This is a genomic window from Rhodopila globiformis, from assembly GCF_002937115.1.
Classification (GTDB): Bacteria; Pseudomonadota; Alphaproteobacteria; order Acetobacterales; family Acetobacteraceae; genus Rhodopila; species Rhodopila globiformis.
In genome coordinates this window covers 60,828-74,138 of record NZ_NHRY01000269.1, presented here as the reverse complement: position 1 = coordinate 74,138, position 13,311 = coordinate 60,828, and the positions used below count along the sequence as shown (strand labels likewise).

At 65.4% G+C, this 13,311-nt stretch carries 11 protein-coding genes; 2 read left to right on the top strand and 9 right to left on the bottom strand.

The features are described from left to right. Positions 1-22: 22 nt before the first annotated feature. Positions 23-2,299, bottom strand: coding sequence for a GumC family protein (locus CCS01_RS30250; RefSeq protein ID WP_158258689.1), 2,277 nt, complete (start codon positions 2,297-2,299; stop codon positions 23-25). 203 nt (positions 2,300-2,502) lie between these two features. On the opposite strand from CCS01_RS30250, the gene CCS01_RS33305 reads away from it, so the two are divergent. Together CCS01_RS33305 and CCS01_RS30245 are read left to right on the top strand one after the other, a co-directional pair. Continuing rightward, positions 2,503-2,826 carry a hypothetical protein gene (locus tag CCS01_RS33305; RefSeq protein ID WP_146102034.1) on the top strand — a complete coding sequence of 108 codons (324 nt, stop codon included), beginning with the start codon at positions 2,503-2,505 and terminating at the stop codon, positions 2,824-2,826. 495 nt (positions 2,827-3,321) lie between these two features. After that, complete coding sequence (locus tag CCS01_RS30245; RefSeq protein WP_104522616.1) at positions 3,322-4,950, top strand: Hint domain-containing protein; 1,629 nt, start codon at positions 3,322-3,324, stop codon at positions 4,948-4,950. An 83-nt stretch (positions 4,951-5,033) separates the two neighbouring features. Here the strand turns inward: CCS01_RS30245 and bcrD are convergent, their stop codons facing one another. The 8 genes from bcrD to CCS01_RS30205 all read right to left on the bottom strand — a co-directional run bounded on the left by bcrD (position 5,034) and on the right by CCS01_RS30205 (position 13,305). After that, complete coding sequence (gene bcrD / locus CCS01_RS30240; protein WP_104522614.1) at positions 5,034-5,876, bottom strand: benzoyl-CoA reductase subunit D; 843 nt, start codon at positions 5,874-5,876, stop codon at positions 5,034-5,036. A 13-nt stretch (positions 5,877-5,889) separates the two neighbouring features. Then, positions 5,890-7,200, bottom strand: a complete 1,311-nt coding sequence (gene bcrA / locus CCS01_RS30235) for a benzoyl-CoA reductase subunit A (protein WP_104522612.1) — start codon at positions 7,198-7,200, stop codon at positions 5,890-5,892. A gap of 12 nt (positions 7,201-7,212) precedes the next feature. Continuing rightward, positions 7,213-8,508, bottom strand: coding sequence for a benzoyl-CoA reductase subunit B (gene bcrB / locus CCS01_RS30230; RefSeq protein ID WP_104522610.1), 1,296 nt, complete (start codon positions 8,506-8,508; stop codon positions 7,213-7,215). Continuing rightward, positions 8,505-9,674 carry a benzoyl-CoA reductase subunit C gene (gene bcrC / locus CCS01_RS30225; RefSeq protein ID WP_104522608.1) on the bottom strand — a complete coding sequence of 390 codons (1,170 nt, stop codon included), beginning with the start codon at positions 9,672-9,674 and terminating at the stop codon, positions 8,505-8,507. Before bcrC ends, bcrB begins: the two co-directional genes overlap by 4 nt. A gap of 2 nt (positions 9,675-9,676) precedes the next feature. Next, positions 9,677-10,453 carry a cyclohexa-1,5-dienecarbonyl-CoA hydratase gene (locus CCS01_RS30220; protein ID WP_104522606.1) on the bottom strand — a complete coding sequence of 259 codons (777 nt, stop codon included), beginning with the start codon at positions 10,451-10,453 and terminating at the stop codon, positions 9,677-9,679. Positions 10,454-11,382: 929 nt separating this feature from the next. Next, positions 11,383-11,811, bottom strand: coding sequence for an Rrf2 family transcriptional regulator (locus tag CCS01_RS30215; RefSeq protein WP_104522604.1), 429 nt, complete (start codon positions 11,809-11,811; stop codon positions 11,383-11,385). A gap of 15 nt (positions 11,812-11,826) precedes the next feature. Beyond that, entirely contained in the window at positions 11,827-12,297 is a 471-nt protein-coding gene (locus CCS01_RS30210; RefSeq protein WP_104522602.1) for a GNAT family N-acetyltransferase, read from the bottom strand. Positions 12,298-12,582: 285 nt separating this feature from the next. Next, positions 12,583-13,305 (bottom strand): tetratricopeptide repeat protein, encoded by a 723-nt coding sequence (locus CCS01_RS30205; RefSeq protein WP_104522600.1) that lies wholly within the window; start codon positions 13,303-13,305, stop codon positions 12,583-12,585. Positions 13,306-13,311: the final 6 nt, after the last annotated feature.

Genomic DNA, 13,311 nt, shown 5'->3' with positions numbered 1-13,311 from the left:
AACGATCGCGTCCCGTTGGGTCTCAGGTGAGTGCGTCCAGCGCATAGTATTTGGCAATAGCCTGCGCATAGTGTTTGTCGCCGATATCGGTCTGCCTGTGCCTGTTCAGCACCACGCCGGCGATTTGAGCTCCCGCGGCCCGCAACGATTTCACTGCGCGTTCGGCGACATCTTTCGGTGTCTTCTGAGCGTCCACCACGAGAACCGTCGCATCGGCCGCACGGGCGATGCTCATGGCGTCGGACACGGCCAGGACCGGGGGGGTGTCCAAAATGATCACGTCGTAGGTCAGGGCAAGATCCTTGAGCAACATGGCGAAGCGTGCCGAGGCAATAAGATCGGGTCGAGGCACAATCGCGTTGCCGACCCCGAGAACCTCCAGGGATACATCACCGAGTTGTTGCGTATAGGTTACAGGTAGATTCTCGCCAGTCGCAAGGCCGATCAGCCCATCCTTGTTGGCGAGGTTGAACATGCCGGATAGCGACCCACGCCGCATGTCGGCATCGACGAGAATTACCCTCAGGCCGGTCTTCGCCGCCGATATCGCCAGCGCGGCCGCAAAGGTGGACTTGCCTTCAGCCGGCGCGGCGGAAGTTATCTGAACGATACGATTGCCGCCGATGTCGCCAAGCCGCAACAACGCCCGGGCAAGCCGGAGGCTTTCGGCAAAAGGCGACAAAGGGCGGCGGACCGAGTACTCAACGAGCGTTAATCGCTCGCGCTTGAGCCACAGATCCTTGCGGCCCAACGGCGGCACCGACGCAAGGACGGGGAGGCCCAGTTGCCGCTCGACGTCGCTGACGTGCGCAAATCTGTTCCTGAGCACCGGCGCGACGATTGCCAGGCCGACGCTGCACAGCAAGCCAAGCAAGACGCCGCACAAAGGGAACAGGACTGGTTTCGGCCAACTTGGATGCTCCGGAAGGTCCGCATCCGAAATTATCCGCGCCTCCGCCTCGTGGCGGTTTTGTTGTCTTTCCACCTCACGTCGGCGGTCGAAAAGCGAATCGTACAGGCCTTGGTTCGCGTCCACCTCTCGCTGAGCCTGCAGGAGTTGCATTCGCCCTTCCACGCCCGGGGCGGCGTATTCGGCCTGCATCGCCTGCTTCAGCTCTCGGGACAGCGCTTCCTGGCGGGCGACGGCGATCTTGTAGATACTGCAGATCGTTTCGCCAACCCTGGCCTGTTCCGCCGCTATCCGGCCCTGGATTGTTGCGAGGTCCCTACGAGCGCGCCGCAGTTCCGGAAAGGAGTCATTATAATGAGCAGACAAGGCGGCGATCTGGCGGGCGACATCGGCCTGCTTCAGCCGCAGTTGCTCGATCACGTTGGACTGGCCGCCTTCGGCCATTCCCTCAATGCTCTGACCGGACTGCCTGGCCTGTTCGGCCTGCACGCACTGGGAATGCCGCACCGCGATCTCTTGCTGGGCGTTCAGCAACTGGGTTCTCAGCGCGGCGACGGATGCCTCTTCCGGACTCAGCGTGTTGTTGGAGGCCGAACTTGCCAGACCCAGGTTCCGGCGCCATGCATCAAACTGACGATCCGCCAATCCACCGACTTCCAGGCCGTACTTCGTGCGAACCGCCTCGACCTTTCGCTCGCTGTCCTCAAGCTTCTGGCGAAGCTCGCTCAGACGGGCGTTCAGCCAGTCGGTATCCTGTTGCGCCGCCAAAATTTTCGTGTCGATCTGGTCTTTCAGGTAGGCGTCGGCGACCGCGCGCGCGAGCTGTTGCGCGCGCTGCGGCGACCTGGCGCTGACGGCGACCGTCAGCACATAGGTCGTTCCCTCCCGCTCCACCCGCACCGCCTTCGTCAAACGCTCGAGCGCCCGTCTCTCGCGCGCCTGCGGACCCGTCGAAACATCCGGTGCGGGGAGAAAAGGCAGCAGGCTGCGCCACTTTTCCAGCCAGGGGTGCCGAGGGCCGCCAAACTCGGGATCGTCGGCGAGCTTCTCGGACCGGACGACACGACCGAGCAACTCGGAAGAATCAATAATTGAAACGACGCTGGCAATTTTCGCCGAATCGACATAAATATTCGCGAAGCTGGCATCCGCGCCAAACGCATCGGCCCGCCGTGGATCGAGCAGGATTTCCGTCGTGCTGGTGTAGCGAGGCGAGATCGCCCGCTGCAACGCATAGCCGGCGAAACCTCCAAACACGGCAACGATCAGCAGCACATAGGCGCGGGCGCGCAGCGTACGGAATATCTGCCGAAAATCGAGCCCGCCCCGAGGCGCCTGATAGTCCGGCAGCGCCAGTGACAATAATCCAGCCAGTCGATCGTCGCTCATGATCGCGGCGTCCGTCCATCGGCGAGGCATTGGTTGGATAACATGATGTCTCACTATCGGCGGTTGGACCGCCTGATTGCGAAGCATATGCTCGATTCCTGCGGGCGTCGATCATCCAGGTGAAATCGGAGAACAAATTATAGTCAATGTGGCTCTGCGAATCTGATGCGTCCGGTTACTTGACTTTGGCGTCTGCGCGACACATGGCCGTGCTTGTTGACTGGTCAATGACTGTCAGCTTGCAGAAAAGTCATCTTCCGATCCTGTCGACGCGCCGCCGGGAACCTTCCGCAGAGTTTGCCGCTGACTTCTCGAAATCCGGCGACCTGGGCCACCTCGACAAGGATAGCTACCGGTTCCTTACGGACCGTAAGACCGATGGCCCGCGCGAAGACGATCATCAGCCGCTAGGCGGCTCCGAAGTCCACCGTGTTTGTCGAACAACTGCATTGTCCCCGGCGGCCAAGGTGCTGCGCCGGGAGATCCCTGGACGTTACTTAACCGGCCGGAATTGCCGGATCGATTGATGCTGCGCCACCGGCGCGAAGAGCGCACCGATTGCGTTTCGAGGCCGACTGGCGGAAGCCATGCACCAAACGCCGAGCTTGAACCTGGGTGCGTCGATGGCGCGCGCCGTACGCTTGCGCATGCGGTCATCGCAGGCTTGCAGACTATGGAAGTTGACCGTGGCAGCCTGGGCCGGGAAGACTGACACGACATGGAACCGCTCGCAGCGCTCCGCCTTTGCGGTGGCCGGCGGCGACCTCCCACTTGATACGCGCCTCGTCAGGGCAGCCCAGGTGACGCCCCTCCGCGCCTACTGTCTCGCGACAAGCCCGTCTGCCCGGCATTCCGGGGGGCCTGCCGTTTGAACGGCACGTCCAGCCCCTCCTGCCGGATACGCGATTAGCGGAAAAGTGATGATCACGTCCTTGACATTTTGCCGCCCCCGAGCCGTATGCTACCGTACGCAATGAAATGGGGTTTGCGTCCGGGAGTGGAACAACGGAAGGGACAACAACATGGCAACGCTCACGATAACGCCAGCCCCGATCATCTGGGTTGACGATGTGAACGGAAACATCGGCACCGTGAACCTGGACACGGGTTCCGTGTCCTTGCTGGGCAGCTCGGGTCAGCAGCTCACCGATATCGCGCTCAGCTCCACCGGGCAATTGTTCGGCGAGTCGTTCACCACCCTCTACAGCATCAATCAGTCCGGTGCCGCAACTACAATCGGCCCCACCGGGGCGGTCCTGAACGGGCTGGTCTTCAATTCGAACGGGACGCTGTATGCCTCCGGCGGTACGGGACTTTATACCCTCAACACAACGACCGGCGCAGCCACGCTGATCGGCAATTCCGGACTCGGCCTGAAATCGGCGGGCGACCTGTCGTTCAACAACGGCAACCTTTATCAAACTGCGACAGACGGCACGAACACCGACCTGCTGAAGGTGGATCCCCTGACCGGTGCCGCGACCGTCGTCGGCCAGGTCGTTGCGGACCCCACCATGTACGGCCTTGCCACCGGATCCGACGGCGTCCTCTATGGGTTCGATGGAAATGACATCTATTCCATCAACACGACAACAGGTGCGGGCACGCTGGTCCAGACCTTTGGCGGCGGCCTCGGTGCGGCCTGGGGCGCCGCGTCGCAGGCCGACTCGCTGCCGTTGTGCTTCCTGCGCGGAACCCGCATCGCCACGCCGTCGGGCGAGGTGCCCATCGAGGATCTCTCGCCCGGCGACCACATCCTCACCCACAGTGGCAAAGTGCGGCCGATTGTCTGGATCGGCGAGGGCAGGATGCTGGCAACACGGCGCCAGCGCGGCGCCGCCACGCCGGTGATCGTGCGGATGGATGCGTTTGGCGACGGCATTCCGAATCACGACCTGCGGGTAACCAGGGCGCACGCGTTTCTGTTCGACGACGTGCTGATCCCGGCCGAGTTCCTTATCAACCAGCGATCCATCCTCTGGGACGACGAGCCACAGGAAGTCCTGCTCTACCACATCGAGCTGGAAACCCACGACGTGCTGATCGCCAACGGCGCGCCGGCCGAAAGCTTCCGCGACGACGGAAACCGCTGGCTGTTCCGAAATGCCTGGACGGCCCATCAGGGTGCGCAACAGGCATGCGCCCCGGTGATCACCGGCGGAGCGGTCGTCGATGCCGTCTGGCAACGCCTGCTGGATCGCGCCAATCAACAGCCGATCGGCCCGCTTACAATGGATCCGGAGCCGTATCTTCTGGTCGATGGCAGGCGCCTGAATCCCGTGGCCGTCCATCGGAACGTCTATACGTTCCAGCTGCCGCCACGGCCTGGGCGCGTGCGCATCGTTTCCCGCGCCGCCTCACCCATGGAACTTGGCCTAGCCCGAGACCCGCGTCTGCTCGGCATCGCCCTGCGCAGGGTCATCCTGTGGGATGGGCCGCAGGTGGAGCTGCTCGAAGCCTCGGATGAACGGCTGACCGACGGTTTTCACGGTTACGAACCCGATGACGGCATCCGCTGGACCTGCGGCGATGCCGGGCTGCCGCAGGACGTGTTTACAGCAAGGCCCGAACGATCCTTCCAGTTGGAACTGCACCTCGGCGGAACGACGCCATATCTCCTGTCCGCCGATATGGCCATGAAGGCGGCCTGACGTCGCCACGATCGCGCACATCGATGGGGCGGTCGCATCGCCGGCTGCGCGCCCCATCGTAACGGTTCTGCCGCGGGCCGATTCTACGCAGCCCGCGGCAGCGACTCCCGCCGGCTCAGCTTCTCATGCCGGTACGCGCCCCACAGCGCCGCGCCGATGGCGCCGGCATGGATCGACTGCGGATGGCTGCGGACCTGCCACGGCACCTTCTCCTGCCGCATCACGTCCTGCATCGCCGCGACCAGGCCATCGTCGTGCGCCAGCCCGCCGGTCATCATCACCACGCCCTCCACGTTCCCCACCGACTTGATCAGCTTGGCCAGCCGATCGGCCATGGAGCCGTGGATGCCGCGCAGGATGTTGGGGGCGGAGACACCGCGCGAAACCATGTTGATCACGTCGGTCTCGGCCAGCACCGCGCAGATGCCGCTGACCTTTTCCGGGCTGTCACCCTGTTTCGACAGCGCGCCGATTTCGTCCTGCGCGATGCCCAGGTAGCGCGAGATGTTCTCCAGGAACTGCCCGGAGCCCGACGCGCACTGGCTGGTCATCTTGTAGCTCAGCACCTTGCCCCGGCGGTCCATGCGGATGGCGCGGCCGTGCAGCGCGCCGACATCCAGCGCCGCCCCCGCCTCGGGATCCAGGAAGATCGCGCCGCGCGCGTGCGTCGTCATGGAATAGAAGTGACCCGTATGGAACGCCAGCGATTCGCCCTCACCCGTCGTCGCGACATAGTCCATGTCCGCGTGCGCCAGCCCGGATTCCGCCAGCGCCGCGTGATACTCGTCCGCCGCCAGCTGCAGCGGGTCGCGCTGCCGCACCCGTTCCACGCGCCGCACCAGCCACTGCGGCGAGCCGTTCTCGAACGCGAAGATCACCGTCTTGATCGCGCCCGTGCCGATGTCGATGCCGGCGGTCCTGATCATCGTTCCCTCTCCCTCAGTTCACCGCGCGTTGCGCGAACGCGGCGGCTCCCAGCGCGCCGGTATAGATCGAGTCCGGATTGATATTGATCGCCAGGTCGCCATAGTTCTCGCTGATCAGCTGGCGCAGTTCGCGCACCGCGGCCTCGTTCCTGGCGACGCCGCCGGTGAAGGTGAACTGGTCGCGCACCCCGCCCGAGCGAGAAAGGATCGACATCGCCCGCAGGATGATCGCCCGGTGCAGGCCGGCAATGATGTCCTCCCGCTTCTCCCCCAGCGCCAGCCGATCGCGCAGTTCCGCGCCGGCGAACACGGTGCAGGTGGAATTGATCCGCGCCGTCCGCGTCGCCCGCAACGCCAGGGGTCCGAGTTCGTGCACGCCCACGTTCATCTCGTCGGCGATATAGCCCAGGTAGCGCCCGCAGCCGGCGGCGCAGCGGTCGTTCATCTGGAAGTTCTCGACGATGCCGTGCGGATCGACCTGGATCGCCTTGGTGTCCTGGCCGCCGATATCCAGCACGGTGCGCGTGCCGGGATGCATCATGTGCGCGCCCAGTCCGTGGCAGAGGATTTCCGAGCGGATATGCTCCTTCGGGAACGGCAGCGTCACGCGGCCATAGCCGGTGCCGACGACCGAGGCCTCCCCGATGGGAATGTCCAGCGCCCGGTGCGTCGGGCCGGACACGTCCGCCGCCACCTCGGCGATTTCCGGCGCGGTCTCCAGCACCCGGTCCAGCGCCCGCAGCAGCTTGCGACCAAGGTCCCCGCTGGGCGGACGGTTCTCCACCTCGATGATCGCCTTGTCGTAAATGTTCAACAGCATGTCATACGACAGGCCCGCCGCCTTCGCGGTTTCCTGCGCCAACGCCATGAAGCGCGAGCCGGCCAGATCGCGGAAGAAATCGGATTTTCGCCGCGCGTCACGAGTGAACAGCGATGGCGCATCCGCCCGCAGCCGATGAAAGATCGCATGCATCGCCTCGCCAATGGCGGCCTGCTGGTTCCTGAAACGATCCGCCTTCGCCTTGTCCAGGCAGGTCTGCTCCAGGTCGTCCAGGTGCTCGACAAACTGGCCCAGGCGGAAGCTGCGTTCCAGCGATCCCAGGAAATCATCCAGCCGCGACTCCGCCGCGACCACCGGCGCCAGGCCGCGCTGCAGCAGGGTGAACCGCGCGTCCAGCAGTGCCTCGCTCTTCGCCACCTTGCAGGCGGTGTCGTAGTTGGCGCGGGAATTGGTGATGCCGCGGCCCAGAACGCTCAGGCTCTCGTCCAGCACCACTGCCTTGGTGGTGGTGGAACCGAGATCGATGCCAATGAAAACGCGCATGTGCAACGCCTCCTATGCCGCGCGGGCGGCACCGTTGCGCCGCTGGTCGATCATCTGGAAATAGCTCTCCAGCCGGTTCCTGATGTTGGCACCGGAGAAATAGCGTGGGTCCACCAGGTCGCTCTCGATGAACGCCGCCGGCTTGCCGATGCGCCGCTCGATCTCCCGCAGCATCAGCAACTGGCCGGCGGAGAAGCTGTTGCAGCTCTTGATCGAATTGATCAGCAGACCGTCCGCCTGGTAGTCTTCCATATACTGCGCCAGCAGATCGATCCGGCCCGGCAGGTTGCGGTTGGTGTAGCAGCCCAGGCAATACTCAGCGAGACTTTCCAGCGGATGGTCCGGATCGTGCCGGAAGCCCTGGTCGTACAGCCCGCCGACTTTGGTATAGGTGCTGGCGACGACGACGGCGCCTTCGTCGTAGAACATCTTCCAGAAGTCGCGGAAACTGGTCCAGTTCGGCGGCCCTTCCACCACCAGCCGATAGCGCTCGCTCGCCATGTCGCCCGACGGCGTCACCGGCCCCTGCCCGTTCGCCAGCCGCTCGGCGATTTCCGCGCGCAGCAGGCGGTAATACTCCTCCGCATCCGCCGTGCCGCGGAACGCCGTGAAAATCGGTCCGATGTAGTAAACGCCCCCGAAATACGCATCGATCGGCGACGGCTTCGACTTCGCCGATTCCATGACCCAGACGAAATCCTCCTCCGCCCGGGCCGATCGGGCGAGGTTTTCCCGCAACCGGTCGATGTCGAACCTGACGCCGCTGATGCGTTCCAGCTTTGGTATGACTTCCTCGCGAAGCTGGCGGACGACGTAGGAAATCATGTTCGCGGTGATCCTGCCGTCGCCCTGGTAGGGAACGTGCAGCATCGCCGTCTCGCACTTGTACTGGTCACGCAACAGCTCGAACCACTTCATGAAGGTGAAGCAGCCGGTATAGGACAGCAGCAGCAGGTCCGGGTCCGGCAACTGCTCGCCGTCCGGCCCCAGATTGCCCTTGGCGATCATGCCCAGATCGGCTTTCACATAGGTGCAGACATCCTCGGAATGGCCGCGCTTCTCGGCTTCCATGATCAGCCCGCCGGTCCGCTTGCGCATGCCGTTCTGGATCGCGTTGATCTCCGGCAGGTTGTTCGCCAGGTCAAAGCACATGATCAGTTCGTTCAGGTTCCCCGGCACGAAGGTGGACACCACCTTGCGCCCGTCCGCCCGCGCGCTGCCCAGCTTCGCGTAGTTGCCGGCGATCATCGCCTTCTGCTTCAGCATCGAAGCGTCCTTGGCCACCGGTGCGGCGACTTTCGTGTTCATGCCACGCTCCACAGCTTGATCGAATCGGCAAACGTTCCGGCCTGCTCGCGGATCGGCTGCATCTGCCCGGAATTCTCGGCGTACTTGAAGGCGATACAGGGAATGTCGTGCTCGGCCAGCACGCGCTGCAGCATCGGCCGTTCCAGCAGCGCCGGATCGCAGAAGCTGGGCGAGGCGAAGATCACGCCCTCTGCCCCGCTGCGCTTCACCGCCTCGACCAGGTACAGCCCCTTCTGTGCCGGGTCGGGCTGATATTTCGCCGAAGTACTGGACGAGTTGTGCAGGTACGCCCGCGCCATGCCCGCCAGCGGATCGCCGCCCAGGTCGATGTCCGACAATTCCCAGCGGTTGACCAGCATGAAATCGTCATCAACGATATAGCAGCCGGCCAGCTCGATCGAGCGGATCAGGCCCAGCGGCGGCTGCTCGCAGAACACCCCGGTCAGCACCACGCGGGCATTGTCGCGGCGCGGGCGCTCCTCCTCGGCCGCGGCGTCGAGATAGGCCGCCAGCATCCTGGTATGGTCCTCGACCGGCAGGACCATCCCGGCGCGCATCAGCAGATACACCTCGGTCGCCGGCGCCTTCCATGGCTCCCGCGCGCGGAAGGCGTAAACCTCGCGCACCAGCCGGCGGTTTTCGTTATACAACGCAATCGAATACCGGATCTGGTCATCCGTGACCGGCCGCCCCGCCAGCTCCGCCAGCATCGCGCGCAGCTCGCCCAGCTCGTTGACGTAGAACTCGCCGCCGACGCCGTCGGAGAAATTCTGCGGCACGTCGAAGTAACGACTGCGCACGTTCGGGAACAGGATCTTCCACATGCCCGACAGGTTGCGGATCACGTCGCAGATCGACGGGAACAGCATCGCTTCAACGAAATCCAGCCGGTTCGTCACGCCCAGCTCGATGGTCGAGCGCGGGATACGGCAGATATAGCTCTGGTAATAGGCGTCGCCCTGGATCACCTCCAGTTGGTCGCCGCCGCCCAGCACCCCCAGCGGCAATCCGCCGGCGGCGTGGATCAGTTCGCGCGGCACGTAGAACGGCATGAAGCCGACGACGATGCGCCCCGGCGCCGCCGCCTTCCATTCCCGCGCATGGGTGAAATTCAGGTCCTCGTACAGCGCCCGGCAGCGGGCGATGATGTCCGCGGTGGTTGTCATGGTCAGCGATGCTCCCAGCGCGGCGGACGCTTTTCCAGGAAGGCGGTCAGGCCCTCCAGCGCGTCGTGGCCCCGCATCAGGTCGTTCAGGTAAAGGGCTTCCAGGTCCCCGAGCCGCCGCCGCACCCGCTCGACGCGGTCGCCGCGCGCCGCCTGCATCGCGCAGCGCAGCGCCATGGCGCTTTTGTCGGCGAGGTGCATGGTGAACCACGCGATCGCGGCCGCCTCGGGATCGTCTGCCACCGCCTGCACCAGGCCCGCCGACAGCGCCTCGGCGGCGGTCAGGCTGCGGCCGGACAGCAGCAGGTCCTCGGCCGCAGCCGGGCCAATCAGTTCCGGCAGCAGGCAGGAGGCCGCCGGCGCGAACACGCCCAGGCGGATCTCCGGCTGGCCCAGCATCGCCCCCGGCGCCGCGAAGATGCGGGTGGCGGTCATGGCCAGTTCCAGCCCGCCGCCCAGGCACTGGCCGCGCACCGCGACCAGCACCGGCAGCGGCGGGGCCAGCAGGCGCAGCAGCAGCGCGTGGAAATCCCGCAGCATGGCGGCGCAGGCGTCCGGCAGGTGTTCCTCGACGCTGGCGCCGAAGCTGAAATGCGGCCCCTCGGCATCGATCAGCACGCCGCGCAGGCCGGGCCGCCCGAGTTCGGCGGTCAGCGCCGCGTCCAGCGCGGCGATCATGGCGGCGTCCAGCACGTTGGCCTTCGGCCGCGCCAGGTGCAGGCGCAGCAGGGCGCCCTCCTGCTCGATCCAGGCCCGGACGGGCGGTGCCGGCGCGGTCATGCCGGCACCGCGGTCCGGTGGGTGGCTGTTGGGATCATGGCCGCTTCCCTTGGCGATGCTGATTCCTACATTCCGGTACTTGAATACCGATTATGGGTCAGGTGATGATTTGCCCGTCCGTGCGGTGGCTGCTTTGATCTGGATCAAAGCGAGCGGATTTTCTCTGTGAAAGCGCCGCGACAGCGGCCTGCTTAAATAATGGAAGAATGGTACATCTTCCTCTTATTCAGTATGGGCGCCACCTCTACTGCCGTTCGTCCGGCGGCGATTCACAACGCACCATCCGCGACGGCCCAGTCCATTGCCTCTCGTCATGGCCGGACGTGTCCCCATACGTATCAGGATACGCGAATTGGCGAAGCAAGGGCTTCTCCCTCACATTCATGGCCGGGCGTGTCCCTACCGGATGCACAGACTCCGGAAACGATCCGCTGCGGCCGTGGCTCAATACCGTCATGGCCGGTGCTGGTTTCACCAGCCGCAATCAAGCGAACACGGCGTTGCACGGTGTTCGCACGGAGTTGCGCAGAGTCTTCCGGGGCGGCCGCAGCATGATCGCCTCCTTGACGGCGTCCGGTGATTTGACGCGCTTCGCGCGACGCGCATGATCGACCTTCTCTGCGGAACTCCGTGCAAACACCGTGCAACGCCGTGTTCGCTTGATTGCGGTGGCAGACCCGCCCCCGCCCCATCCCGGTCGGCACGACGCCCCACGCCAGATGTGTGCGCGGGGGGCACGCCACCGCGACGCGGCCCGGCGGTTGCTTCCGAGATGCGTGCATGCCGTAGGGCGTGTCCCGGCCATCCGCGCTTCGACGGCGCGGGGTAGATGGCCGGGACACGCCCGGCCATGACGATAAGGCGACGACCTTGCCCTGCTTGCTCCGCCGGATCTCTTGCCCGGATACGTCGGCCCCAGCCGCGCCGCCTCACCGCCCCGACGAGCCGTTCACCCAAGGCCGCCGTGCCACCAGCTTCAGCATGGTGGCCAGGCTGATCGACTGCAGCGTCGGCACGGTATGCGAATCCACCTCGGCCAGCACGAAGCGCAGCCCCTCGGCAATGCCGGGCCCGGCCTGCGGCTGGTCGTCGGCATCGGCCTCGACGTCCTCGAACAGGCGGATGACGTCCATCAGGGTCAGCCGCCTTGCATCCCCGACGAACCGGTAGCCGCCGCCGGCGCCGCGCACCGAATCGACCAGGCCCGCCCGTCCCAGGTCACGCAGCACCTTGGCAAGGTGGTGCGCCGAAATGCCGTACTTGTCGGCGATCTCGGTCACCGTCAGCTGGCGGTCCGGCGCGGCGGCAAGCTCCAGCACCGCGTACAGGCCGAACACCGTGGCTTTCTGCAACCTCATGCCGGCAAGCGGCGGTCAGTCAAGGCGCATCTCCAGTTCCAGGAACGGGCCCGCGGTCATGCCCTGGCTGCGGAAGAAGGCGTGGATCATCGTGTTGTCGCGCGCCACCATGGTGCGGACGTGATGCACACCGGCGTCGCGGAAACAGTCGCAGACGGCCTCGAACAGCCGCGTGCCGAGGCCCCGCACGCGCCGCGCCGGACGCACCTGCACCGCGAAGATCCAGCCAACGGGCGGCGAGCCGAACTCCCAGCTGCGGATCTCGCCGGCGATGAAGCCGTCGATCGCGTCGCCATCCTCGGCCACCAGGAAGAACCGCCGCCGATCCTGCGGTGGTTGGCAGCGCGCGACCATGTCCTGCCAGTAGTCAGGCTTCGGCAGGCCGGTGACCGCCTGGTCCAGGGCAACGATCCGGCCGGTGTCCGCCGCCGTGGCCGGGCGGATGCGTATGCCGTCGAGGGCGCTCACGCCAGGCGCTGTCTGCATGTGTCTTCGTTCCAATACCGGGGAGCCCGCCAGTCCCGGCCGGGCAACCGGAATCGCCCGCACGTCGGAACGCTGTTTTATCCAGATACCAAACAGGCCTCCAGGGGGCAACAATGCCTGAAAGGGAAACGCCGGTGGAAAACCGCTTGGTCATCACGCAACCGCCCCCCGGCAGCCGCCTGATCGTCGGCGGCCGGTTCAACGCCGTGCGGCAGCCTGCGCCAACCATAACGAGGCCGTAAGCGACAGCGCTATCCCCGTATCGCCGCGTATCGTTCCAATAAACTAACGACTTCCGTCAGGTACGCCGGACGGCGCCGTGCGCAACCCCTTCGCAAGGGCCATCAGGTCGTCCTGACTGACCTGGCCGTTGGTGACCGCCTGCGCCCGGGCCGCATCGCCATCGGCCGCATACAGCACGCCAAGATTGGTTCTCACCCGAGCCGGCGCATCATCCGCCTCGCCGATTGTCTCGAACACCGCCTGCGCCTCCTGCCGCCGCCCCTGCAGCATCAGCGACAGCGCCATGTCGTTCTTGACCGAAACATCATCCGGGGAAACCGCCAGCGCGGCGCGGTACAGCGCCTGCGCGTCGGCATGGCGCCCCAGCAGGTCCAGCGCGACTCCCTTGTCCGCGAGCAACTTCTCATCATGCGGCGCGTCGGCCAGCAAACGATCCAGCTTGCTGACTGCCCCGGCCGCGTCGCCGGAGATGATGTCCACGATGGCCGAGGCGCGCGCAAGGTCGCGCTGCTCCGGGTGGCGCTGAAGCTGTTGCGTCAGGATCTGCTGCGCCTGTTTCACCCGCCCGGCGCGGGCCAGCGCGTCGGCATAGCGCAACTGCGCCGAAACGTCGCCGTCCGCGCGAGCCGCCGCGGCCCGGTACATGGTCAAAGCGATATCCGAAGCCCCCTGCGCATCGGCCGTCTCCGCCAGTTGCAGTTGCGCGCCCGTGCTCAGTTCCGGCGCCCTTGGGCCGGCGCAGCCCGCCGCCAGGCTGCCCAGCATGATACA

Excerpts from the sequence above, each read along its gene's own strand:
- CCS01_RS30220 (WP_104522606.1), bottom strand. The coding sequence starts at position 10,453 with ATGACCGCGCCGGCACCGCCCGTCCGGGCCTGGATCGAGCAGGAGGGC.
- CCS01_RS33305 (WP_146102034.1), top strand. The coding sequence starts at position 2,503 with ATGGCCGTGCTTGTTGACTGGTCAATGACTGTCAGCTTGCAGAAAAGT.
- CCS01_RS30205 (WP_104522600.1), bottom strand. The coding sequence starts at position 13,305 with ATGCTGGGCAGCCTGGCGGCGGGCTGCGCCGGCCCAAGGGCGCCGGAA.
- bcrC (WP_104522608.1), bottom strand. The coding sequence starts at position 9,674 with ATGACAACCACCGCGGACATCATCGCCCGCTGCCGGGCGCTGTACGAG.
- CCS01_RS30250 (WP_158258689.1), bottom strand. The coding sequence starts at position 2,299 with ATGAGCGACGATCGACTGGCTGGATTATTGTCACTGGCGCTGCCGGAC.
- bcrA (WP_104522612.1), bottom strand. The coding sequence starts at position 7,200 with ATGCGCGTTTTCATTGGCATCGATCTCGGTTCCACCACCACCAAGGCA.
- bcrB (WP_104522610.1), bottom strand. The coding sequence starts at position 8,508 with ATGAACACGAAAGTCGCCGCACCGGTGGCCAAGGACGCTTCGATGCTG.
- CCS01_RS30245 (WP_104522616.1), top strand. The coding sequence starts at position 3,322 with ATGGCAACGCTCACGATAACGCCAGCCCCGATCATCTGGGTTGACGAT.
- CCS01_RS30210 (WP_104522602.1), bottom strand. The coding sequence starts at position 12,297 with ATGCAGACAGCGCCTGGCGTGAGCGCCCTCGACGGCATACGCATCCGC.
- CCS01_RS30215 (WP_104522604.1), bottom strand. The coding sequence starts at position 11,811 with ATGAGGTTGCAGAAAGCCACGGTGTTCGGCCTGTACGCGGTGCTGGAG.
- bcrD (WP_104522614.1), bottom strand. The coding sequence starts at position 5,876 with ATGATCAGGACCGCCGGCATCGACATCGGCACGGGCGCGATCAAGACG.